The organism is Polaromonas sp. JS666 (assembly GCF_900103405.1).
GTDB lineage: Bacteria > Pseudomonadota > Gammaproteobacteria > Burkholderiales > Burkholderiaceae_C > Polaromonas.
Window position 1 is genome coordinate 260,103 of the sequence record NZ_FNHX01000001.1, and the last position, 23,681, is coordinate 283,783.

Annotated in this window: 22 protein-coding genes and 1 pseudogene; 14 read left to right on the forward strand and 9 right to left on the reverse strand. The window is 64.3% G+C overall.

The window, feature by feature from the left end:
* Nucleotides 1-29: 29 nt before the first annotated feature.
* The 9 genes and pseudogenes from BLQ85_RS01255 to BLQ85_RS01295 form a co-directional block, all read right to left on the reverse strand.
* Nucleotides 30-443, reverse strand: a complete 414-nt coding sequence (locus BLQ85_RS01255; protein WP_074574246.1) for a CBS domain-containing protein — start codon at nt 441-443, stop codon at nt 30-32.
* 141 nt (nt 444-584) lie between these two features.
* Entirely contained in the window at nt 585-1,331 is a 747-nt protein-coding gene (locus tag BLQ85_RS24730; protein WP_371327260.1) for an ABC transporter substrate-binding protein, read from the reverse strand.
* Between the two features lie 150 nt (nt 1,332-1,481).
* Nucleotides 1,482-1,793: pseudogene (locus BLQ85_RS24735) on the reverse strand (hypothetical protein); the annotation flags it as partial.
* A gap of 209 nt (nt 1,794-2,002) precedes the next feature.
* Nucleotides 2,003-2,788 (reverse strand): peptidylprolyl isomerase, encoded by a 786-nt coding sequence (locus tag BLQ85_RS01270; RefSeq protein WP_074574247.1) that lies wholly within the window; start codon nt 2,786-2,788, stop codon nt 2,003-2,005.
* Between the two features lie 89 nt (nt 2,789-2,877).
* Entirely contained in the window at nt 2,878-3,171 is a 294-nt protein-coding gene (locus BLQ85_RS01275) for a BolA family protein (RefSeq protein WP_371327253.1), read from the reverse strand.
* Nucleotides 3,168-3,794 carry a septation protein A gene (locus tag BLQ85_RS01280; RefSeq protein WP_074574248.1) on the reverse strand — a complete coding sequence of 209 codons (627 nt, stop codon included), beginning with the start codon at nt 3,792-3,794 and terminating at the stop codon, nt 3,168-3,170. Before BLQ85_RS01280 ends, BLQ85_RS01275 begins: the two co-directional genes overlap by 4 nt.
* Before the next feature lie 84 nt (nt 3,795-3,878).
* The gene (gene msrB / locus BLQ85_RS01285; RefSeq protein WP_074574249.1) at nt 3,879-4,292 is read right to left on the reverse strand and encodes a peptide-methionine (R)-S-oxide reductase MsrB; all 414 of its coding nucleotides are present in this window, start codon (nt 4,290-4,292) and stop codon (nt 3,879-3,881) included.
* Nucleotides 4,293-4,321: 29 nt separating this feature from the next.
* Nucleotides 4,322-5,824: a protein adenylyltransferase SelO gene (locus tag BLQ85_RS01290; protein ID WP_254779635.1), complete on the reverse strand. Its 1,503-nt coding sequence runs from the start codon at nt 5,822-5,824 to the stop codon at nt 4,322-4,324.
* A 43-nt stretch (nt 5,825-5,867) separates the two neighbouring features.
* A complete protein-coding gene (locus BLQ85_RS01295) occupies nt 5,868-6,563 on the reverse strand; it encodes a Crp/Fnr family transcriptional regulator (protein WP_074575096.1) in 696 nt (231 codons plus the stop codon).
* 230 nt (nt 6,564-6,793) lie between these two features.
* On the opposite strand from BLQ85_RS01295, the gene BLQ85_RS01300 reads away from it, so the two are divergent.
* The 14 genes from BLQ85_RS01300 (at nt 6,794) to BLQ85_RS01365 (ending at nt 23,676) form a co-directional block, all read left to right on the forward strand.
* Complete coding sequence (locus BLQ85_RS01300; RefSeq protein WP_074574250.1) at nt 6,794-8,422, forward strand: 3-(methylthio)propionyl-CoA ligase; 1,629 nt, start codon at nt 6,794-6,796, stop codon at nt 8,420-8,422.
* A gap of 305 nt (nt 8,423-8,727) precedes the next feature.
* Nucleotides 8,728-9,993 carry a branched-chain amino acid ABC transporter substrate-binding protein gene (locus BLQ85_RS01305; protein WP_175456042.1) on the forward strand — a complete coding sequence of 422 codons (1,266 nt, stop codon included), beginning with the start codon at nt 8,728-8,730 and terminating at the stop codon, nt 9,991-9,993.
* 85 nt (nt 9,994-10,078) lie between these two features.
* Nucleotides 10,079-11,032: a branched-chain amino acid ABC transporter permease gene (locus BLQ85_RS01310; RefSeq protein ID WP_074574251.1), complete on the forward strand. Its 954-nt coding sequence runs from the start codon at nt 10,079-10,081 to the stop codon at nt 11,030-11,032.
* A 9-nt stretch (nt 11,033-11,041) separates the two neighbouring features.
* Nucleotides 11,042-12,337 carry a branched-chain amino acid ABC transporter permease gene (locus BLQ85_RS01315; RefSeq protein ID WP_074574252.1) on the forward strand — a complete coding sequence of 432 codons (1,296 nt, stop codon included), beginning with the start codon at nt 11,042-11,044 and terminating at the stop codon, nt 12,335-12,337.
* A complete protein-coding gene (locus BLQ85_RS01320) occupies nt 12,334-13,113 on the forward strand; it encodes an ABC transporter ATP-binding protein (RefSeq protein WP_074574253.1) in 780 nt (259 codons plus the stop codon). The genes BLQ85_RS01315 and BLQ85_RS01320 overlap by 4 nt, the downstream gene beginning before the upstream one ends.
* The gene (locus BLQ85_RS01325) at nt 13,113-13,808 is read left to right on the forward strand and encodes an ABC transporter ATP-binding protein (protein WP_074574254.1); all 696 of its coding nucleotides are present in this window, start codon (nt 13,113-13,115) and stop codon (nt 13,806-13,808) included. Before BLQ85_RS01320 ends, BLQ85_RS01325 begins: the two co-directional genes overlap by 1 nt.
* 207 nt (nt 13,809-14,015) lie before the next feature.
* Complete coding sequence (locus BLQ85_RS01330; protein ID WP_074574255.1) at nt 14,016-16,124, forward strand: 3-hydroxyacyl-CoA dehydrogenase NAD-binding domain-containing protein; 2,109 nt, start codon at nt 14,016-14,018, stop codon at nt 16,122-16,124.
* 47 nt (nt 16,125-16,171) lie between these two features.
* The gene (locus BLQ85_RS01335; protein ID WP_074574256.1) at nt 16,172-17,347 is read left to right on the forward strand and encodes an acetyl-CoA C-acyltransferase; all 1,176 of its coding nucleotides are present in this window, start codon (nt 16,172-16,174) and stop codon (nt 17,345-17,347) included.
* Nucleotides 17,348-17,438: 91 nt separating this feature from the next.
* Nucleotides 17,439-19,262 (forward strand): acyl-CoA dehydrogenase, encoded by a 1,824-nt coding sequence (locus tag BLQ85_RS01340; RefSeq protein ID WP_074574257.1) that lies wholly within the window; start codon nt 17,439-17,441, stop codon nt 19,260-19,262.
* Nucleotides 19,262-19,492, forward strand: a complete 231-nt coding sequence (locus tag BLQ85_RS01345) for a hypothetical protein (protein WP_007874487.1) — start codon at nt 19,262-19,264, stop codon at nt 19,490-19,492. The genes BLQ85_RS01340 and BLQ85_RS01345 overlap by 1 nt, the downstream gene beginning before the upstream one ends.
* Before the next feature lie 199 nt (nt 19,493-19,691).
* Nucleotides 19,692-20,483, forward strand: coding sequence for an SDR family oxidoreductase (locus BLQ85_RS01350; RefSeq protein WP_074574258.1), 792 nt, complete (start codon nt 19,692-19,694; stop codon nt 20,481-20,483).
* A 25-nt stretch (nt 20,484-20,508) separates the two neighbouring features.
* The gene (locus BLQ85_RS01355; RefSeq protein WP_074575098.1) at nt 20,509-20,946 is read left to right on the forward strand and encodes a PaaI family thioesterase; all 438 of its coding nucleotides are present in this window, start codon (nt 20,509-20,511) and stop codon (nt 20,944-20,946) included.
* A 48-nt stretch (nt 20,947-20,994) separates the two neighbouring features.
* Nucleotides 20,995-22,011, forward strand: a complete 1,017-nt coding sequence (locus BLQ85_RS01360) for an NADP-dependent oxidoreductase (RefSeq protein WP_074574259.1) — start codon at nt 20,995-20,997, stop codon at nt 22,009-22,011.
* Between the two features lie 24 nt (nt 22,012-22,035).
* A complete protein-coding gene (locus BLQ85_RS01365; RefSeq protein WP_074574260.1) occupies nt 22,036-23,676 on the forward strand; it encodes an isovaleryl-CoA dehydrogenase in 1,641 nt (546 codons plus the stop codon).
* Nucleotides 23,677-23,681 lie beyond the last annotated feature (5 nt).

Genomic DNA, 23,681 nt, shown 5'->3' on the forward strand with positions numbered 1-23,681 from the left:
ACGCTAGGGCGCGGGCCCTGGCGTCTCGCTCAAGCTGAGATGCCGGCCAAGGCCTTGGCCGCGGGTTGCAGCTCGGCCTTGTTCATCGCAAGATCGCCAAGGGCCACGATACCGACCAGGCGCTTGTCGTGATTGACGATGGGCAGCCTGCGCACCTGGTGCTTGCTCATGATCTTCACGGCATTCTCGACCGTGTCGTCGTCATAGGCCCAAAGAATGCCTTCCGACATGACCTCCCGCACGCGGGTATCCGCCCCTTTGCCGTCGGCGACGGCGCGCATGACGATGTCGCGGTCGGAGATGGCACCTGTCAGCCGGTCGTTCTCGCCCACCGGCAGCAGACCAAAATCGCCCGTGCGCATACGCTGGGCGGCTTCGGCGATGCTCGCGTCGGGGCTGATGACATCGACCTGCCGAGTCATGACTTCCTTGATGGTGTACATGAAAATCTCCTTCAAGTGCTTACCTTGTTGATGGGGCCGAACTGCTGCCGGCCCCGTAAGCACCACCTTAACCCCAACCATATGAGCGGCCGTAGTCTCGCCTATTGCCTGGGCGTAGGCCCATGCTTACAGGGATTCCGGTCAGGGCTTCACGGGCGGCGCAACCGCCGCGCCCTCAATGCCATGGCGCGACAGCGCCGCGGCCACAAAACCGGACGCTTTCATCTCTTCGACAAAGGCCGCCAGGTAACGCGCGCCGGCTTCACGCCCTTTGGGCAGGCCAATGGCCTGGTTGATCACCATAAAGCGCCCCGGCAGCAGGCGCAGGCCGGCCAGGCGTTTGGCGTCGGCTTCGAGCTGCTGCTTGACGCCGGCCGCCACCTCCAGGTTTTGCGCGACCATGACGTCGGTCACCGCCGGTGAGGTTGGGGCCTTCACCAGCCTGGCGGCCTTGAGTTCGCGGCTCAGGTAAAGGTCGTAGGCGCTGCCGTTGCCGACCACGACGCGGTGGGCCGCCTGGTCCACGTCTTCATTGCGGCGTATCGGCGAGTCGTTTCGCACCAGATAGGCGCCTTCGATGATGACGTAGGGCGGCGTCTGCAGCATGTCGGCGCCGCGCACCGGGTCTATCGCGACAAAGGCGATGTCGACCTGAGCATCCCTGACCGCCTCCACCACCTTGCCGGCCGACGTGAAGGTCACCAGTTCAACCGGTACGCCCAGCCGCCTGCCTAGCTCGTTGGACAAATCCACCGAGACGCCGCGCGGTGAACCGTCCGGCAAGCGAATCGCCAGGATGGGGTTACCGAAATTGATGGCGGCTTTGAGCTTGCCGGAAGGCGCCAGTTCGGCGATGGGCGCCGGCGGCTTGGTGGCGCAGCCCAGCAGCACAAAAGCCGCCAGCGCCAGCACGGCCAGCGCGGCAAGCCACCACCACAAGCCGTTGGAGCTGCGCACCTGGCCCGGGGACAGTCCTTCGCTCGCGCCCGGTCCCATACCCGTATCCGTGTCCAGTCCCGTGCGCCCGGCCTCCACCGCATCCTTGGCTTCCTTCAGCCCCATACCCGTCAGGCCCCGCAAGCGCCGTACCGCCTCGATCTTGTTGCCCTGGTCCAGCGCCTCCTGCACCTGCGCGGGCAGGGGCGCGCCGGCGGGCAAGGCCTTGGGCGCGAAGCCGCCCGCTGGTGCTTCGCCGCGCAGATAGGCTTCCAGCGCGTCCTTGGTTTCCTTCAGGCCCAGGCCGGTGCCGGCGCGCATCAGCTGGATGGCTTCGACCAGGTTGCCGCGCTGCAAGGCGTCCTGCACAGGCTGGGGAAGGCTGGGGGCGGAAAGAGGTTCAGGAGGGGTCATGCGTGCCTCGACTGCGCGGCGGAACACAGGGAAAAAACAAAGCGCTTGGGCATGGAGGCTCCAGAAGGGGGGTCAGCCATTGGAACGGCCCCCGCCACCGACGTCAATCGGCAATTCGCCCCATCCGCTTGGCCCCAGGAAAAAAGCAGCCCAAAGGCTGCTTTTTCAGAAGAGGCAGGGCGGGCAGGATGCCCGCGGTGCTGTGCGGTTTATTCGACCTTGGCTTTTTTGCGCAGGTCGGCCTGGAAGGTGGCCAGCTTTTGCTGCTGCATCGACTGGGCGATCTGTGGTTTGACTTCCTCATACGAAGGCAGCTGCGCCGTGCGGATGTCGTCGACACGGATGATGTGGTAGCCGAACTGGGTCTTCACCGGGGTTTCGGTGGTCTGGCCCTTGGCCAGCTTGCCCAGCGCTTCGCTGAACTCAGGCACGTAGCTGGAAGGGTTGGCCCAGTCCAGGTCGCCGCCCTTGGCGCCGGATCCGGGGTCCTTGGATTTCTTCTTGGCGATCTCGTCGAATTTGCCGCCTTTTTTCAGGCTGGCAATGATTTCCTTGGCTTCGGCTTCTTTTTCCACCAGGATGTGGCGCGCCTTGTATTCCTTGCCGCCGTTGGCTTCGGCGAACTTGTCGTACTCGGCCTTCATTTCGGCTTCGGTGACCGGGTTGTTCTTCTGGTAGTCGGCGAACAGCTCGCGGATCAGGATGGTCTGGCGCGCCAGTTCCATCTGCACCTTGACGTCTTCGCTGGTGGAGAGGCCGCGTTTTTCGGCTTCCTGCATGAAGACCTCGCGCGCGATCACTTCCTCGCGCAGCTGGGATTCCATGTCCGGCGTCACGGGCCGGCCCGACTTGGCGACCTGCTGGGCCAGCGAGTCCAGGCGGGACTTGGGAACGGCCTTGCCATTGACGATGGCGAGGTTTTGCGCCAGGACGCCTTGGGCGCCCAGGGCCAGCAGGCCCGCAACAGCGGTAGCCAGTACAAATTGTTTCTTCATGGTGTCTTGCAGTCCTTTGGTGAATGCTTGGGTTGGCGTCTGGAGGGGGCCTGGCCTTCGCGGCCGGAGTTATAGAGGCGCCGCGGTTTTCAGGGTGACTCGATGATCTCGATCGCCAGGGCGTGCAGGCCCTGGTCAATGAAATTTTGCAGTGCATCATACACAAGGCGGTGGCGCGCCACCCGGCTTTGGCCGGTAAAGAGCGGGCTCGCGATGCGGATGCGGAAGTGGCTGCCGTAGCCTTCGGCGTTGGCACCCGAATGCCCGGCATGGGCGGCGCTTTCGTCCAGCACCTCCAGCCTTGTGGGCTGCAGCCGCGCCTGCAGCTGCAGTTCTATGTCATGGGCGCGCACGGGCAGGGCGCTGGAAACGCCGGCCATCATGGCGTGGTGCCGGGTTTGATGTGCTTGTTGAGGTACACCGCCTGCGCCAGCACAAACACCACCATCAGGCCCAGGCCGCCGAAGAGCTTGAAATTGACCCAGGTGTCGGTGGAGAAGGTGAAGGCCACCCACAGGTTGAGCAGGCCCATGACGGCAAAAAAGCCGATCCAGCTGAAATTGACGGCTCGCCAGATGGCGTCCGGCAGCTCCATCTGCGCGCCCATCAGCGACTTGATGCCGTTTTTCTTGAAGACCAACTGGCCGACCAGCAGGGCGCTGCCCATGACCCAGTAGAGCACCGTGGGCTTCCATTTGATGAAGTTTTCACTGTGGAAATAGATCGTGGCGCCGCCCAGCACAGTGACCAGCGCCAGGCTGACCCACAGCATGGTGTCCACCTTTTTGCCGCGCGCCTTGAGCCAGAGGATTTGCGCCAGCGTGGCGATGATCACCACCACGGTGGCCAGCAGCACCGGCGCCTCCGAGGGGCCCACCACGCCGCCCGAGACCATAAAACCCAGCCAGTCGGTGGCCGTCGTCGCGGCCCAATCCTTGTGGCCTTCGGCGTACTTGAACATGCCGAAAAACAGGACGATGGGTAAAAAGTCGAAAAGAATTTTCATGTGCTGATTATCTGGCCTAAGCGCTGGCCTTTGAACGATCCCCAGCCGGGCGCGCGGCCCGGCCCCCATGCATTCCGTGCGCCCTCAGGCTTTTGGTTTGAAGTCGAGGGAGGCCGAATTCATGCAGTAGCGCAGGCCGGTTGGCGTCGGCCCATCCGGGAACACATGGCCCAGGTGCGCGCCGCAGCTGGCGCACACCGTTTCGGTGCGCACCATGCCGTGCTTGCGGTCCACGATTTCCTCGATCGCGCCCGGCACGGCCTCCTCGGAAAAGCTGGGCCAGCCGCAGCCGGCGTCGAATTTGGTCTCGGAGTCGAACAGCTTGGCGCCGCAGCAAATGCAGTGGTAGCTGCCGTCGGCCCAGACGGCTTCGTACTTGCCGGTATAGGGGCGTTCGGTGGCGGCGTGGCGCGTGACTTCAAAGGCGGCTGGTTCGGCCCCTTTTTCGGCCAGCAGGGCTTTCCATTCGGCGTCGGTTTTCTGGATCTTGGCGCTCATATTCCGGGTCCTGTGGTGTGGCTTTGATGTTACGAACTGCAACTAATTTCAATCGACGAAGCCCAGTCGGGCGGGAAACCGGCAAAACTCTCATGGCCGGGATGCTCCTCACATGGGGATTGCAGCAGGGCAAGCAAGGTGTCGACACCCGAAAAGTCTTTTAGTTTCGCCGCGCGTATGGCTTCTTCGCCCAGGTGGTTGCGCAGCACGAATTTCGGGTTGCTCTTGTGCATCAGGCCGGCCCGCAGTGCCTGGTCCACGCCGGCCAGCCGCCGCGAATAGTCCTGCGCCCAGGTGTTGAAGGATTCGCGGTCGAAGAACAGGTCGCGCACAGGTTCGTGGCCGCTTTGCGGCGTGAAGCCGTTCAGGCGCCGCCAGAAGATGCTGTAGTCGACCTTGTTCCCGGCCAGCAGCTTGAAGCAATTGTCCACCAGGGCCTTGTCATCCGGCTGCTCGTCCGCCAGGCCCAGCTTGGCGCGCATGCGCGCGTAGAGGGCGTCGGGAAACAAGGTTTTGTAAGGCTCCAGCGCGGCCAGCGCGAGTTCCTGCTCGCCTATCAGCGGCAGCAGGGCCTGGCCCAGGCAGAACAAATTCCAGTAGGCCATGTTCGGCTGGCGGTTGTAGGCATAGCGGCCCTGGGCGTCCGAATGGTTGCAGATGTGGTTGGGGTCGAAGGCGTCCAGGAACTGGAAGGGGCCGTAGTCTATGGTCAGGCCCAGGATGCTCATGTTGTCGGTGTTCATCACGCCGTGGCAAAAGCCCACGGCCTGCCAGGCCGCCATCAGATGGGCCGTGCGTTCGCTGACGGCCTCCAGCAGGGCCGCATAAGGCTGCGGTGCCTCGCGGCAATCGGGGTAAAAGCGGTCTATGACGTAGTCGGCCAGGGCCTTGAGCTGGGCGTGCTGGCCGCTGTAGCTGAAGTGCTCGAAATGCCCGAAGCGGATAAAGCTGGGTGCGGCGCGCGTCACCACGGCGGCGGTTTCGATTTCCTCGCGCCGCACCGGCGCGTCTGAGCCCGTGACGCACAGCGCCCGTGTGGTCGGTATGCCCAGGCCGTGCATGGCCTCGGAGCACAAAAACTCGCGAATCGAGCTGCGCAGCACGGCCCGGCCGTCGCCCATGCGCGAATACGGGGTTTTGCCGGCGCCCTTGAGCTGGATTTCCTGCGGGCCGCCCGGGCTGTCGATCTCGCCCAGCAGCAGCGCGCGGCCGTCACCCAGTTGCCCGGCCCAGACGCCGAACTGGTGGCCGCTGTAAACGCTGGCCAGGGGCCGCGAGCCCGGCAACTGGCGGTTGCCCGTGAGGGCTTCCAGGGTGTCGGCCGATTCCAGCCAGCTGTCTTCAAGCCCGAGCTCACGCGCGAACGCGCGGCTTTTACCCACCCAGTAGGGCGAAGGCAGGGGCGTCGGCTGAAGCTCGGTGTAAAAGTCCGGGCCCAGGGCGGCAAAGCTGTTGACCCAGTTCAGGCCGGGGGAGCCGGCCTGCGCCAATGTGTTTTCGGGCGCGTCGGTGGCGGGGAGTGGAAGGCTCATGGCCTCATTGTGCTATCGCCCCGGTACCTGTGCCGGACTGGGGTCAAGCCTTGTCCGGCGTTGGCCGGCTGGCATAGGCCGCCAGCGCCTGCTCGTCGAGCAGGGCCACGCGGCCGAACTCCAGCGACACCAGGCCCAGCCCCTCCAGGGTCTGCAGCACGCGGTTGACGGTCTGGCGCGACAGGCCAGCCAGGTGGCCCAGTTCTTCTTGTGACAGCAGCAGCTTGCGCCGGCCCTGCCAGAACACCCGGCTCAGGTACAGCGCCACACGCTGCTCGGGTGCGCGCAAACGGCCCGCCTCGATGATGGTCATGGCCTGGGCCAGGCGCCGGTTCAGGTGGGCGACCAGGTAGTGGTTGAAGTCCAGGGAGCCGGCCAGCAGCTCGTCGAATTCAGCGCGCGGCAGGCAGAGCAGCGTGGTGTCGCGCAGCGCGATCACGTCGTAACGGCGCGGCTCGGTCTTGAGCGTCGAGCCCTCGCCAAACCACTCGCCGTCGGGCACACCCAGGAAGGCCGACACCCGGCCTTCGGGCGAGGTGCTTTGCAGTTTCACCAAACCCGACAGCACCGCATACCAGCCCTGGACCGGCGCGCCCGCGCCCAGCAGCACTTCGCCTTTGCGCCCGTCCAGCGTGAAGCTGCGCTCCAGCAAGCGCGCCTGGTGCTCGGCCGTCAGGCCGGGAAACCAGGGCTGGCCGCTGAGGAAGCGATGCGGCAAAGAGGCGAGGTCAAAGGGCATGGGCGTCATTGTCCTCCGGCCGCGGCACGGGGGTATTTACCTAGAACCTGTCGGCCGGACGACAGGCTTTGCGTTTCGCGCGACTGGCGGCGACAGTCAGGCACGCGGTGTCGCCAAGGCGGCGGCGCTGGGGACTTTCCCGAGGCCTGAGGCGCAAGCCCAGGGGTACCATGGCCGCGCAGACAGTTGATTCACCCACACGCCCACCGGGCAGGAAAGGAAAGCCGACGATGTTAGGTTTGATGCAAAGCCAGCCACTGCTGATTTCCGGTTTGATCGAGTTTGCGGAGCGCCACCACGGCGACGCCGAAATCGTCTCGCGCCGCGTGGAAGGCGACCTGCATCGCTACAGCTACAAGGACATGGGCCAGCGCGCCCGCCGCGTCGCCAAGGCGCTGGACGGCCTCAAGCTGGCCTTCAGCGACCGGGTCGCCACGCTGGCCTGGAACGGCTACCGCCACCTGGAGCTGTATTACGGCGTGAGCGGCTCGGGCCGCGTGCTGCACACCATCAACCCGCGCCTGCACCCGGACCAGATCGCCTGGATTGCCAACCATGCCGAGGACCAGGTGCTGTGCTTCGACCTGAGCTTCCTGCCGCTGGTGCAGGCCGTGCACGCCCGCTGCCCCACCATCAAGCACTACATCGCGCTGTGCGACGCCGACAAGCTGCCGGCCGATTCGGGTGTGCCTAACCTGCAGAGCTATGAAAGCTGGATAGACGCGCAAAACACCGGCTACACCTGGCCCAGCTTTGACGAGAACACGGCTTCGAGCATGTGCTACACCAGCGGCACCACCGGCAACCCCAAGGCCGCGCTCTACAGCCACCGCTCCAGCACGCTGCATGCCTATGCGGCCGCGCTGCCCGATGTGATGTGCATCTCGGCGCGCGATTCCATCCTGCCCGTGGTGCCCATGTTCCACGTCAACGCCTGGGGCATTCCGTACTCGGCCGCGCTTACCGGCGCCAAGCTGGTGTTCCCCGGCCCGGCGCTGGACGGCAAGTCGATCTATGAGCTGATAGAGGCCGAGAAAGTCACCTACGCGGCCGGCGTGCCCACTGTGTGGCAGATGCTGCTGACCCATATGAAACCCGCGGGCCTGAAGTTCTCCACCCTGAAGCGCACCGTCATAGGCGGCTCGGCCTGCCCGCCGGCCATGATCCATGCCTTCCGCGAGGACTACGGCGTGGAGGTGCTGCACGCCTGGGGCATGACCGAGATGAGCCCGCTGGGCACGCTGTGCACGCTCAAGAACAAGCACGACGCGCTGCCCGAAGCCGAAAAAATGAAGATACGCCTCAAGCAGGGGCGCGCCATCTACGGCGTCGACATGAAGATCGTTGACGCCAACGGTGAGGAACTGCCCTGGGACGGCAAGGTCTTCGGCGACTTGCACGTCAAGGGGCCGTGGATCGTGCGCGAATACTTCAAGGGCGAGGGCGGCGACCCGCTGGTGGACGGCTGGTTTCCCACGGGCGACGTCGGCACCATAGACCCCGACGGCTACCTGCAGATCACCGACCGCAGCAAGGACGTCATCAAGTCGGGCGGCGAATGGATCAGCTCCATCGAGATCGAGAACATCGCCGTGGCCCACCCGGCCGTGGCGATGGCCGCCTGCATAGGCGTGGCCCATCCCAAGTGGGACGAGCGCCCCATCATCGCCGTCGTCAAAAAACCGGGTATGGAGGTCACGCGCGATGAGCTGCTGCGCTTCTACGAAGGCAAGACCGCGAAATGGCAAATCCCCGACGACGTGGTTTTTGTCGACGCCATCCCGCTGGGCGCCACCGGCAAGATGCTCAAGACCAAGCTGCGCGAGATGCTCAAGGATTACAAACTGCCACAGACATGAGCCCCCACCTTCGCTCACTGCGTGTAGCTCTCTGCCCCCCGAGGGGGCGCTGCGCCTGCGGCCCGGCAAAGCCGGTTCCGCGGCCCCGGCTGGTACTGAAGAGTTTTCGCCGCTTAGGCCCGGGTCACAAGGGCGACATGGCGCTAGGGCATTCCCTGACGCAGTGCAGCATTAATTAACCTAACCTTTGCCGCTTCCCCGTCAGGTTTTCGTTCGCACTTTCATAAATTTTCAGGAGACAAGGGATGACAACCCAAACCCGATTTTTCGCGCGGCATGCAGGCATCGCCCTGGCGGTGTCTTCCATGCTCTACAGCGGCATGACGCTGGCCCAGGCGCCGGCCAAGGCCGCCGCTCCGGCCAAAGCCGCCGTCGCGGCGCCCGCTGCCGGCGGCGCCGTGAACCTGAACCAGACCGTCAAGATCGCCTGGCTGGACCCGCTGTCCGGCCTGATGGCGGCGGTCGGCACCAACCAGCTCAAGGGCTTCCAGTTCCTGGCCGAGCAGTTCAGCAAAAAGAACAAGGCCGGCGTGAAGTTCGAGATCATCGGCATCGACAACAAGCTCAGCCCGCAGGAAACCACCAACGCGCTGAAGTCCGCCATCGACCAGGGCGCGCGCTACATCGTGCAGGGCAACGGCTCGGGCCCGGCGCTGGCCATCATGGACGCGCTGTCCAAGTACAACGAACGCAACCCCGGCAAGGAAGTCGTCTACCTCAACTACGCCGCGGTGGACCCTGACCTGACCAACAGCAAGTGCGACTACTGGCACTTCCGCCTGGATGCCGACACCTCCATGAAGATGGAGGCGCTGACCGCCTTCATGAAGGAGCAGCCGGACATCAAGAAGGTCTACCTGATCAACCAGAACTACTCGCACGGCCAGCAGGTCGCCAAGTTTGCCAAGGCCAACCTTGCATCCAAGCGCCCCGACATCCAGATCGTCGGTGAAGACCTGCACCCGCTGGCCCAGGTGCGCGACTTCGCGCCCTACATCGCCAAGATCAAGCAGTCGGGCGCCGACACCGTGATCACCGGCAACTGGGGCTCCGACCTTTCGCTGCTGGTCAAGGCCGCCAACGAGGCGGGCCTGAACAACGTCAAGTTCTACACCTACTACGCCGGCGTCACCGGCACGCCGACCGCGCTGGGCGCGGGCTCGGCCGGGCGCGTCTACATGGTGTCCTACAACCACCTCAACATGGGCGGCGAGATCCAGCAGATCCAGGCCGAGTACAAAAAGAAGTTCAATGACGACTTCTACACCGGCGCGATTTACCACGCCTTCACCATCCTGACCGAAGCCATGGCGCAGACCAAGTCGACCGAGCCGGCCGTGGTGGCCAAGGCCATGGAAGGCCTGCGCTTCAAGAGCTTTAACGGCGACGTTGAGATGCGCAAGACCGACCACCAGCTGCAACAGGGCCTTTACATCGACAAATGGGAAAAAGCCGGCGGCAAATACCCCTACGATGCCGAGAACACGGGCTACACCTTTGTGCCGGTCAAATACTATGAGCCCTATGTGGCCAGCACGCCCACCTCGTGCCAGATGAAGCGCCCGGGATGACACCGGCGTCCCGCTGACGGACCCAGGCCCGATCCGAGTTCGGGCCTTTTTTTCATCCGGCTTTTATTGCAACAGGCGCTTATCGATGAATCTGGAATCCTTCACCATCGCGATGCTCAACGGCCTCAGCTACGGCTTGCTGCTGTTCATGCTTAGCTCCGGCCTGACGCTGATCTTCAGCATGATGGGCGTGCTCAATTTCGCGCACGCCTCCTTCTACATGGTCGGCGCCTACGTCGCCTACAGCACCTCGCAGGTCATAGGCTTTTGGTGGTCGCTGCTGGTGGCGCCGCTGCTGGTGTTTGCCATGGGCGCGGCCTTCGAGCGCTTTTGCCTGCGCAAGGTGCACAAGTTCGGCCATGTGCCCGAGCTGCTGGTCACCTTCGGGCTGTCCTACCTGTTGCTGGAGCTGGTGCAACTCGTGTGGGGCCGCTCGGCCGTCAACTACGTGCTGCCCGAAGGCCTGCGGGGCCCGCTGTTCACGGTGTTCGGCACCAACTTCCCGAAATCGCGCGCCTTCATCATGTTCATCTCGCTGGCCATGCTGGCCGGCATCTGGCTGCTGCTCACGCGCACCCGCATAGGTCTGGTCATCCAGGCCGCGCTGACCCATCCTGAAACGGTGGAGGCACTCGGCCACAACGTGCCGCGCGTCTTCATGCTGGTCTTCGGCGGCGGCGCGGCGCTCGCGGGCCTGGCCGGCGTCATAGGCGGCAACACCTTCATCACCGAGCCCGCCATGGCCGGCTCGGTGGGCGCCATCATTTTTGTGGTCGTGGTGGTGGGCGGCATGGGCTCGCTGAGCGGCGCTTTCCTGGCCTCGCTGCTGATAGGCCTGATACAGACCTTCGCGGTGGCCCTGGACCAGTCGCTGATGTCCTTGCTGGCCCACTTTAACTACCGGGTGACACCCGAGACCTTCGGCTACCCGCTGCTCAAACTCACGATTTCGCAGGTGGCGCCGATACTGCCCTTCCTGTTCCTGGTGCTGATCCTGATCTTCAGGCCCAAGGGCCTGCTCGGTACGCGGGAAGGCTGAGGCGCGCATATGGCTACCACTCCCTACTACCAATTCAAACCCTATAACGTCGGCCGCTGGCTGCTGTGGACGCTGTACGCACTGCTGCTGATCGCCGCGCCGCTGATGTTCAAGAGCAGCCTGGCGCTGACCATGCTGTCGCAGGCCGGCTACCTGGTCATCATTTGCCTGAGCTACAACATCCTGCTGGGGCAGGGCGGCATGCTTAGTTTCGGCCATGCGGTCTATGCCGGGCTGGGTTCCTTCCTGGCCGTGCATGCGATGAACCTGGCCGGCAAGGGCACGTTCTATATCCCGCTGTCGCTGATCCCGCTGGTGGGCGGCCTGTCGGGCCTGTTCTTCGCGGTGCTGTTCGGCTACGTCACCACCAGAAAGGCCGGCACCACCTTTGCCATGATCACGCTGGGCGTGGGCGAGCTGGTGTTCGCCATGTCGCTGATGTTCCCCGAATTCTTCGGCGGGGAGGGCGGCATCACCACCAACCGGGCCTACGGCAAGCCGGTGTTCGGCATCAGTTTCGGCCCGCAGATCCAGGTTTATTACCTGATCGCCCTTTACTGCTTTATCTGCACCGCCGCGATGTTCGCCTTCACGCGCACCCCGCTGGGCCGCATCCTGAACGCCGTGTGCGACAACCCCGAGCGCGTGGAGTTCATCGGCTACAACACGCAGCGCGTGCGCTACTACGCCTTCATCATCGCCGGCTTTTTCGCTGGCATAGGCGGCGGGCTGGCGGCCATCAACTCGGAAATCGTCACGGCCGAAGTCGTGAGCGGCGTGCGCTCGGGCAGCCTGCTGCTGTTCACCTTCCTGGGCGGGGCGACCTTTTTCTTCGGCCCCATCATCGGCGCGGGCCTGCTGGTGGTGGCGCTGATCCTGCTGTCCGAGCTGTCCATGGCCTGGCTGCTGTATGTGGGCCTGATCTTCCTGTTCATGGTGATGTATGCGCCCGGCGGCATCGCCAGCCTCATCATGATGAACCTGCGCGTGGCCGCCTTCGGCAAGCTCAGGGAGTTGTGGGTAGGCTACCTGGGCCTGGCCGTGACGGCCTTCACCGCGCTGGCCGGCGCGGCCGCCATGGTCGAGATGGTCTACCACCTGCAGCTCAACGCGGCCCTGGGCCCCGAGCTCGGCTTCATGGGTGTGCGGCTTAACGCGACCAATCTCAACAGCTGGCTGGGCGCGGGTTTTGTGCTGGCCACCGGCCTTGGGCTGTTTGAACTCACGCGCCGCCAATTCCTCACGCAATGGAGTGAAGTCCAGGATGACATTGAAAAAGAAATCAAGCGGAGGGAACTGTTGTGAGTGCAATCACCTGTTCGCTTGAACTGAAGGATTTACGGAAAAACTTCGGCAAGACCGAAATCATCCGCGGCGCCAACCTGAAGGTGCAGGCCGGCGAGCGTGTCGCCATCATCGGCCCCAACGGCGCGGGCAAGTCCACGCTGTTCAACCTCATCAGCGGGCGTTTTGAACCCACCAGCGGCGAGGTGTTGCTCAACGGCCAGCGCATAGACGGCAAGAAGCCCTTTGAGATCAACCGGCTGGGCCTGTCGCGCAGCTTCCAGATCACCAATATCTTCCCCAAGCTCAGTGTGTTTGAAAACCTGCGCTGCGGCGTGCTCTGGAGCCTGGGCTACAAATACACCTTCTTGCGCTTCCTGGCCGACCTGGACGACGCCAACCAGCGCGCCGAGGAACTGATGGCCATGATCAAGCTCGACAAAAAACGCGACGTGCTGGCCACCAACCTGACTTACGCCGAGCAGCGCGCGCTGGAAATCGGCATTACCATCGCCGGTGGCGCCAGCGTCATCCTGCTGGATGAACCCACGGCCGGCATGAGTCGCTCGGAAACCAGCCGCTTTATCAGCCTGATCAAGGAAGTCACCGTGGGCAAAACCCTGCTGACGGTGGAGCACGACATGGGCGTGGTCTTCGGTCTGGCCGACAAGATCGCGGTGGTGGTTTACGGCGAAATCATTGCCTACGACACACCCGAGGCCGTGCGCGCCGACCAGCGTGTGCAAGAGGCTTATCTCGGCTCATCCGTTGCAGATGCCCAGGCGGGAGGCCACTGATGCTGCATATCCAGAACCTCCATGCCTTCTACGGCAAAAGCCATGTGCTGCACGGCGTGCACTTTGACGTGCAGCCCGGCCAGATCGTCGCCTTGCTGGGCCGCAACGGCTCGGGGCGCTCCACCACGGCCAAGGCCATCATGGGCCTGGTCGACTGCCAGGGCTCCATACTCTGGAAAAAACAGGAGATCGTCGGCAAGAAGGCCTACCAGATCGCCCACCTGGGCATTGGTTATGTGCCTGAAAATCGCGACATCTTCCCCAAGCTCACGGTGCACCAGAACCTGCTGCTGGGCCAGAAGGGATCGGGCAAGGGCTCGCGCTGGTCGTTTGAAGACATGTACCAGATGTTCCCCCGGCTGCGCGAACGCCAGCACACCGAGGCCGGTGTGCTCTCGGGCGGCGAGCAGCAGATGCTGACCTTGTGCCGCACGCTGATGGGCGACCCCGACCTGATCATCATCGACGAGCCCACCGAGGGCCTGGCGCCCAAAATCGTTGAACTCGTGGGCCAGTATTTGCAAACGCTCAAGGCCAAGGGCATTTCAGTGCTGCTGATCGAGCAGAAGCTGACGATTGCCATGGCGATTTCCGACCGTGCACTGGTCATGGGCCACGGCAGCATCGTGTTTGACGGCACGCCCGACAGCCTGCGGGCCGATGCCTACATCCGCAAAGAGTGGCTTGAGGTGTAAAAAATGGTATGGACTGTCCCGGGCCTGTCGCCGCAGGGACAAAAATAGACCAAACACCCCAACCGAGGCCTTGTGCCGTCACAAACGCCCCCTACAATAGAAAAAGAACGGTCGTACTTTTTTGGGCGACTGACCCGGGCTTGCAGGGCCGTAGCGCCAGCCGAGACAACTGAACAACTGAAACTCCCATCAAGGAAAGAAGCAGCAATGACCACCCTTTACGAAGTTCACGGCGGCGTGGCCGTCATCACCCTGAGCAACCCTCCCGTCAACGGCCTGGGCCACGCTACCCGCCTGAGCCTGACCGACAACCTGCAAAAAGCCAATGCCGATGCGGCCGTCAAGGCCATCGTGATCACCGGCGCCGGCAAGGCCTTTTCCGGCGGCGCCGACATCAAGGAATTCGGCACGCCCAAGGCGCTGACCGAGCCCAACCTGCTCAGCGTGATCCGCGCCGTCGAGAATTCCGCCAAGCCCGTCGTGGCAGCCATCCATTCCGTCTGCATGGGCGGGGGCCTGGAGCTGGCCCTGGGCTGCCACTACCGCATCGCCGCACCCGGCACCAACATCGCCTTGCCCGAAGTCAAGCTGGGCCTGCTGCCCGGTGCCGGCGGCACGCAGCGCCTGCCGCGCGTGCTCGGCGTGGAGCCGGCCCTGAACATGATCGTGAGCGGCGAACCCGTCAAGAGCGAACTGCTCGCGCAAATCCCCGGCCAGAAGCTGTTTGACAAGCTCGCCGCCTCGCCCGAATCGCTGGCCCAGGAAGCGCTGGCCTTCGCGCTGTCGATCTCCGACACCCGGCCGCTGCCGCTGGTGCGCGAGCTGCGCGCCAAGCACCCCAACGGCGACGCCTACTTCCAGTTCGCCCGCAATATGGTCAAGGGCATGTCCAAGAACTTCCCCGCGCCGCTCAAGTGCGTGGACGCCGTGGAAGCCGCCACCAAGAAGAAATTCGAAGAAGGCATGGCCCTGGAGCGCGAGTTTTTCATCAACCTGATGTGGACGCCTGAAAGCCGCGCGCTGCGCCACATCTTCATGGCCGAACGCGCCGCCTCCAAGATTCCCGACGTGCCGGAAGACACGCCCAAGCGTGAGATCAATTCCGTTGCGGTGATAGGCGCCGGCACCATGGGCGGCGGCATCGCCATGAACTTCCTGAACGCCGGCGTTCCGGTCAAGATCCTGGAAATGAAGCAGGAAGCCCTGGACAAGGGCCTGGGCATCATCCGCAAGAACTACGAAGCCCAGGTCAAAAAGGGCAAGCTCAAGCAGGACAAGTACGAGCAGCGCATGAGCTTGCTGAGCACCACGCTGAGCTACGACGACCTGAAAGACGCCGACATGGTGATCGAGGCCGTGTTCGAGGACATGGGCGTCAAGGAAAAAGTCTTCAAGGAACTGGACCGCGTGATGAAGCCCGGCGCCATCCTGGCGTCCAACACCTCGACGCTGGACGTCAACCAGATCGCGGCCTTCACCAAGCGCCCGCAGGACGTGGTGGGCATGCATTTCTTCAGCCCCGCCAACGTCATGAAGCTGCTTGAAGTGGTGCGCGGCGCCAAGACCGGCAAGGACGTGCTGGCCACCGTGATGGCAGTGGGCAAGAAAATCCGCAAGACGGCCGTGGTTTCCGGCGTGTGCGACGGCTTTATCGGCAACCGCATGATCGAGCAGTACGGCCGCCAGGGCGGTTTCCTGCTCGATGAAGGCTGCACGCCCGAGCAGGTCGACAAGGCCATCGAAAAATTCGGTTTCGCCATGGGCCCTTTCCGCATGGGCGACCTGGCCGGCAACGACATCGGCTGGGCCATCCGCAAGCGCCGCTACACCGAAAAGCCCGACATGAAGTACAGCAAGACGGCCGACCTGCTGTGCGAAAAAGGCCGCTTCGGCCAGAAGACGGGCGCCGGCTGGTACGACTATGTGCCCGGCAAGCGCGACGCCATCCCGAACGCCGAGGTCGTCAAGATGATTGAAGACCACCGCAAGAGCCTGGGCATCACGCCGCGCAAGATCTCCGACGAGGAGATCGTGCAGCGCCTGGTGTTCTCGCTGGTCAACGAGGCCGCGCACATCCTGGAGGAGGGCATTGCCTCCAAGGCCAGCGACATCGACATGGTCTATATCATGGGCTACGGCTTCCCGGTCTACCGCGGCGGCCCCATGCTCTACGCCGACCAGTTGGGCCTGTTCAACGTGGTGCAAAGCATGAACCGCTTCGCCCAGAACCCGCTGGACGACGCCAAATTCTGGAAGCCCGCGCCCCTGCTGGCCAAGCTGGCGGCTGAAGGCAAGACCTTCAACCCGACCGTCTGAACCCAGCGCACCGCACAGATCAACGCACCCAGATTCCGGAGAATTTCATGAGCTCAGCAGTCATTGTTTCCACCGCACGCACCCCCCTGGCCAAAAGCTGGAAGGGCTCTTTCAACATGACGCACGGCGCCACCCTGGGCGGCCACGCCGTCGAGCACGCGCTTAAGCGCGCCGGCATCGAAGCTGGTGAAGTCGATGACGTGATCATGGGTTGCGCCACGCCCGAAGGCGCGACCGGCGCCAACATCGCGCGCCAGGTCGCGCTGCGCGCCGGCTGCCCCGTCACCGTGTCGGGCATGACGGTCAACCGTTTTTGCTCGTCGGGCCTGCAGACCATCGCCCTGGCGGCCCAGCGTGTGATCGCCGGCGAAGCCGACATCTATGTGGCCGGCGGCGTCGAAAGCATCTCCTGCGTGCAGCAGGAAATGAACACCCACATGCTGCAGGAAGCCTGGCTGGCCAAGAACAAGCCTGAAATTTACTGGAACATGCTGCAGACGGCCGAGCAGGTCGCCAAGCGCTACAACATCTCGCGCGACCGCATGGACGAATACGGCGCGCTGAGCCAGCAAAAGGCCACGGCCGCGCAGGCCGCGGGCCTGTTTGAAGCCGAAATCGCGCCCATCACCGTGACGGCCGGCGTGGCCGACAAGGTCATGGGCCTGACGACCAAACAGGTCACCGTCAGCAAGGACGAGGGCATACGCGAAGGCACGACCAAGGAAGGCATCAGCGGCATCAAGCCGGCGATCCCCGGCGGCGTGATCGCGGCCGGCAACGCCAGCCAGTTCTCCGACGGCGGCGGCGCCGTGGTCGTCATGAGCGAAACCGTCGCGCAAAAGAAGGGCCTCAAGCCTTTGGGCCGCTTCCTCGGTTTTGCGGTCGCAGGCTGCGAACCCGACGAGATGGGCATAGGCCCGGTCTTCGCGATCCCCAAGGTGCTGGCCAAGCTGGGCCTGAAGATCGACGACATCGACCTCTGGGAACTGAATGAAGCTTTTGCCGTGCAGGTGCTGTACTGCGCCGACAAGCTGGGCATTCCCATGGACAAGCTCAACGTCAACGGCGGCGCGATCGCCGTTGGCCACCCGTATGGCGTGACCGGCCAGCGCCTGACGGGCCATGCGCTGATCGAAGGCAAGCGCCGCGGCGCCAAGCGCGTCTGCGTGACCATGTGCATTGGCGGCGGCATGGGCGCGGCCGGCATTTACGAAGTTCTCTAAACCGGGCAAGCACCATGGATGAAACCCTGCTCCTTCAGAAAGGGCAGGTGTTTCCTGCCTTCCCGCCTGCCTGCCAACCGGGGAGCCCGTCATGAGCCTCAGGCCCACGCTGGACTTCCTGCTGTACCAATGGTTGGACGCCGAGTCGCTGAACCAGCGCGAGCGCTTCGCCGACCATTCGCGCGAGACCTTTGACGCGGTCTTTGACACCTGCGAGCGCATCGCGCGCGAGAAATACGCGCCTTTCAACCGCACGGTGGACACGCAGGAGCCGCATTTCGACGGCGAAAAAGTGATACTGCCGCAGGCCACGCACGATGCGCAGAAGGCCTATGCGGCCTCCGGCATGCTCAGCGCCGCGCAGGACTATGAAGTCGGCGGCATGCAGCTGCCCTATACCGTCGAAGCCGCGGCCAATGCTTTTTTTGCCATGGCCTCGGTCAGCATAGGTTCCGGCCTCTTGACCACCGGCAATGCCAACCTGCTGATGGTGCACGGCACCGAGCTGCAAAAAAAAGTCTTCGCCAAGAACGAGTTCTCGGGCCGCTTCTCGGGCACCATGTGTTTGTCCGAGCCGCAGGCCGGTTCCTCGCTGAGCGACGTGAGCACGCGCGCCGTGCCCGACGGCGAAGGTTTTGAGGCCGACCCGCTGGGCGCGCGCTACCGCCTCAAGGGCAACAAGATGTGGATTTCGGCCGGCGAGCATGAGCTGACCGACAACATCATCCACCTGGTGCTGGCCAAGATACCGGGGCCGGACGGCAAGCTGATCGCCGGCACGCGCGGCATTTCGCTGTTCATCGTGCCCAAGAAAATGGTCAATATCAAGGGCGAACTCACCGGCGTACGCAACGACGTGGCGCTGGCGGGCCTGAACCACAAGCTGGGCTGGCGCGGCACCACCAACACCTTGCTCAATTTTGGCGAAGGCAAATACCCGGTGGACGGCCAGGCCGGCGCTGTCGGCTACCTGGTGGGCAAACCGCATGAGGGCCTGCGTTGCATGTTCCACATGATGAACGAGGCGCGCATAGGCGTGGGCACGGCCGCCACCATGCTGGGCATGGCGGGTTATTACGCCAGCCTGGACTACGCCAAAAACCGGCCACAGGGCAGGCCGGTGGGTGTGGGCGGCAAGGACGCCTCCCAGCCGCAGATACGCATCATCGAGCATGCCGACGTCAAGCGCATGTTGCTGGCGCAAAAAGCCTACTGTGAAGGCGCGCTGGCGCTGGAGCTGTACTGCGCGCGCCTGGTCGACGAGAACCACACGGCCGAGGCGCAAGCCGCCGACGATGCGCGCCTGCTGCTGGAGGTGCTGACGCCGATTGCCAAAAGCTGGCCCAGCGAATGGTGCCTGGAGGCCAATTCCCTGGCCATCCAGGTGCATGGCGGCTACGGCTACACCCGCGACTTCCCGGTGGAGCAGTACTGGCGCGACAACCGCCTGAACATGATTCACGAGGGCACACACGGCATCCAGGCCATGGACCTGCTGGGCCGCAAGGTGCTGATGGAAGGGGGCAGGGGACTGCAGCTGCTGGCCGCCCGCATCAATACCACGATTGAAAAAGCCATACAGCGGCCCGAGTTGGCGGTGCACGCCAACGCGCTGGGCAAGGCGCTGCAGCATGTGGGCAGCGCCACCAAGGCGGCCTGGGCCACGGGCGAACCCGGCGAGGCCCTGGCCAATGCGGTACCCTATATGCAGGCCTTCGGCCACACCGTGCTGGCGTGGCTGTGGCTGGACGTGGCCCTGGCCAGCCTTTCATTGCCCGCGGATGCTCCGCATGCGGGAAGAATGGGGGCCATGCGCTACTTTTATCATTACGAGTTACCCAAGATCGATGCCTGGCTCAAGGTGGTTGAAAGCCGCGACCTGACCTGCGCCGATCTGCCCGAGGAGGCTTTTTAATGGCATTTTTCAAACCGTCGGCCGACCCTGTCTCCAACAAGAACGTGGCGCGCCTGCAGGCCCTGATCTGGATCCTGATCTACGGCGGGCTGCTGACCCTGGTGCTGGGCCTGTCGGTCCAGCGCACGGACGACGCCATAGGCTGGTCGCTGGTGGTCGTCGGCGGCGTGGTCGCGGCGGTGGGTTTTGTGCTGATCTACGTGCGCTCCCGCATCAACGTGGGGCCCTGAGCCGCGTGTGGCCGCAAGTCGCCGCCACGACAGCATGGGCTGCAAGCCGCGCGATGTTGTGCCAACATGGCAAAGTCCCAAGCAAGTAAAAAATGCAGCCGTGGCTGCCTGAGCACCACCCTTATTCCCAATCCCTTACCCCGACCAGGCCGCAAGCGCCGCCTGACAGGGACGCATGAACAACACACAGGAGATCCCCATGACCCGTACCATCCAGCAACTGTTTGACCTCAAAGGCAAGACCGCCCTCGTGACCGGCGGCTCGCGCGGCCTGGGCCTGCAACTGGCCCAGGCACTGGGCGAGGCCGGCGCCAAGGTCATCCTGAGCTCGCGCAAGGCCGAGGACCTGATCGAGTCCGCCGCCGAACTCAAGGCCGCCGGCATAGACGTCGACTGGATCGCCGCCGACTGCTCGAAAGAAGAAGACATACGCGCGCTGGCCGACGAGGCCATCAAGCGCCTGGGCCATGTCGACATCCTGGTCAACAACGCCGGTGCCGCCTGGGGCGCGCCCGCCGAAGACCACCCGGTCGAAGCCTGGGACAAGGTCATGAACCTCAACATCCGCGGCTATTTCATCCTGAGCCAGCACATCGCCAAGCACAGCATGATCGCGCGCAAGTCCGGCCGCATCATCAACGTGGCCTCCATCGCCGGCCTGGGCGGCAACCCGCGCGAGATGACCACCGTGGCCTACAACACCTCCAAGGGCGCCGTCGTCAATTTCACGCGCGCGCTGGGCTGCGAATGGGGCAAGTACAACATCACCGTCAACGCCATCTGCCCGGGCTTTTTCCCGAGCAAGATGACCGTGGGCACGCTCAAGGCACTGGGCGAGGAAAAACTCGCCTCGCATGCGCCGCTGGGCCGCCTGGGCGACGACGAGGACCTGAAGGGCTTGTGCGTGCTCTACGCCTCGGATGCCGGCAAGCACATCACCGGCCAGTGGCTGGCCGTCGACGGCGGTGTATCAGTAGTAACAGGGGGTTGATCCGGTGAAGGGTTGGGAAGAACTGATGGACTTCGGCGCCGATATCCCTTTTGTCAGCCATCTGGGCTTTGAGCTGGAGCTGTTCACGGGCGGCGCCTCGGCCATAGGCTATACACCCCAACCCGAGCACCTCAACTCTTTTTCCGTGACGCACGGCGGCGCCATCATGACGCTGCTGGACGTGACCATGGCCACGGCCGCGCGCAGCGTGCAAAAAGACATGGGCGTGGTCACCATTGAAATGAAGACCAGCTTCATGCGGCCGGCGCCCGGCGACGGCGGCCGGCTCACGGCCAAGGGCCGGCTCATGCACCGTACAGCCAGCATGGCGTTCACCGAAGCCACGTTATACGATGTGCTGGGCCAGGCCTGCGCGCATTCGACCGGCACCTTTAAATACGTCAAACGCAAGCCCGCCGCCGGCCAGGCGGACGCGCCCGGCGGCGCGATTTCCACCGATTGACGCCCCCGCCGCGACCTGAACGCGGCACACACTTCACAGGAGACAAGCATGCCCATCAACCAGCAAATCCTTCTCGACAACCGTCCCACCGGCGAGGCCAGCGCAAGCAACTTCATGCTGGTCTCCAGCGACACGCCGCCCCTGCAGGACGGCCAGGTGCTGGTGCGCCACCACTACCTGAGCCTGGACCCGTATATGCGCGGCCGCATGAACGACAGCAAAAGTTATGCGGCGCCGCAGCCGCTGGGCCAGGTCATGATTGGCGGCACGGCCGGCGAAGTGGTCGAAAGCCGCTCGCCCAAGTTCCAGCCCGGCGACAAGGTCGTCGGCATGGGCGGCTGGCAGGAATACAGCGTGGTCAACGCCGACCAGCCCGGCGCGCTGCGCAAGGTGGACACCACCCATGTGCCTTTGTCGCACTACCTGGGCGCGGTCGGCATGCCCGGTGTCACCGCCTGGTACGGCCTGGTCAAAATCATAGAACCCAAAGCCGGCCAGACCATGGTGGTCAGCGCCGCCACCGGCGCCGTCGGCAGCGCCTTTGCCGCGCTGTCCAAGGCGCGCGGCTGCCGCACGGTCGGCATCGCGGGCGGGCCCGACAAATGCAAATACGCGGTCGATGAACTCGGCTTTGACGCCTGCATCGACTACAAGCTGCATGCCGACGCGGCCTCGCTGTCCAAGGCCTTGCGCGATGCCTGCCCCGACGGCATAGACGGCTATTTCGAGAACGTGGGCGGCATGGTGCTGGACGCCGTGCTGCCGCGCATGAACGCTTTCGGCCGCATCGCGCTGTGCGGCGTGATCGCCGGCTACGACGGCCGGCCCTTGCCGCTGGCCCACCCGGCGCTGATTTTGACCAGCCGCCTCAAGCTCGAAGGTTTTATCGTGGCCGAGCACATGGAAGTCTGGCCCGAAGCGCTGAAAGAACTCGGCACCCTGGTCGGCACCGGCAAGCTGCGCCCGCGTGAAAGCGTGGCGCAGGGTATTGAGTCGGCGCCTGAAGCCTTCCTCGGGTTGCTCAAGGGGAAAAACTTCGGCAAGCAGCTCGTCAAATTGATCTAGGCCTGGCCCAGCAGGAGGTTTGCCATGAACCCCACCCATGAAGTCTTCAACCAGCCCGCGCCGCTGTCGGACTACAACCTGCTGGCCACCAACCGGCCGCTGCGCGACGCGCTGAAGTTCAACGCGCCCGGCCTGGACAGCACGGAACTGGGCCAGCTGGGCGCCGCGCTGGGCAGCAGCGCCATGCAAACCCATGCGCGCCTGGCCAATGTGCATGGGCCGGTGCTGCACAGCCACGACCGCTTCGGGCGGCGTGTGGACCAGGTGGAGTTTCATCCGAGCTACCACACACTCATGAAGCTGGCGACGGGTGCGGGCCTGCATGGCACGCCGTGGACTGATGAAGAGCCGTCCGCCCATGTGCGGCGCGCGGCGGGCTTTATGCTCTTCACCGAGCTCGAGCCCTCCATCCTGTGCCCCATCTCCATGAGCTACGCGGCCACACCCGCGCTGCGCGGCAACACCGCCATCTACGCCGACTGGGGCCCCAAGCTGGCCAGCCGCGCTTACGACCCCGAACTCAAGCCCTGGCAGGCCAAGGCCGGCCTCACCATGGGCATGGGCATGACGGAAAAGCAGGGCGGCTCCGACGTGCGGGCCAATACCACGCGGGCCGAACCCTCGGGCCGCGACGGCTGGGGCGAACGTTATGCCATCACCGGCCACAAATGGTTTTTCTCGGCGCCGATGTGCGACGCCTTCCTGGTGCTGGCCCAGACCCCAAGCGGCCTGAGCTGCTTTTTCCTGCCGCGCGTGCTGCCCGACGGCGGTCTCAACGCCATCCGCATCCAGCGCCTGAAGGACAAACTCGGCAACAAGGCCAACGCCAGCTCCGAAGTGGAGTTCGAAGGCGCCCAGGCCTGGCTGGTCGGTGAGGAAGGCCGCGGCATTCCGCAGATTCTGGAGATGGGCACCATGACGCGGCTGGACTGCGCCCTGGGCACCAGCGGCCTGATGCGGCAAGCGCTGGCCCTGGCGCTGAACCATACCTCCCAGCGCAAGGCCTTCGGCAAGCTGCTGGTGGAGCAGCCGCTGATGCGCAATGTGCTGGCCGACCTGGCGCTCGAATCCGAAGCCGCCACGGCGCTGGCGATTCGCCTGGCCCGGGCCTTCGACCGCCCGGGCGATGCCCATGAGGCCGCCATGGCGCGCCTCTTGACGCCGGTTGCCAAGTTCTGGATCTGCAAGCGCGGCAGCCACTTCGCGCAGGAGGCCATGGAATGCCTGGGTGGCAACGGTTACGTGGAGGAGGGCGGCGAAGGCATCATGGCGCGCGTCTACCGCGAAATGCCGCTCAACTCGATTTGGGAAGGCGCGGGCAACATCATGGCGCTGGACTTGCTGCGCGCCTTGCGCAAGGCCGATGCCGTGGCCGCGCTGGCGCAGGAAGTTGCCACCGCCAAGGGCGCGCACCCGGCACTGGACAAGCTGGCCGCCGCCTTGCCCACGCGCATCGAAGAGATGGCCACCGAAATTGAGGCGCGCCGCCTCGCGCAGGACGTGGCGCTCGCGGTACAGGCCGCGCTGCTGTTGCAGACGGCACCCGTGGCCGTCTTCGGCGCCTTTTGTGATTCGCGCCTGGCCGGCAACTGGGGCCAGTCCTTCGGCACGCTGGGCGCCGGCACCGATTTCGACGCCATCATCGCGCGGGCCATGCCTCGTTAATTCCA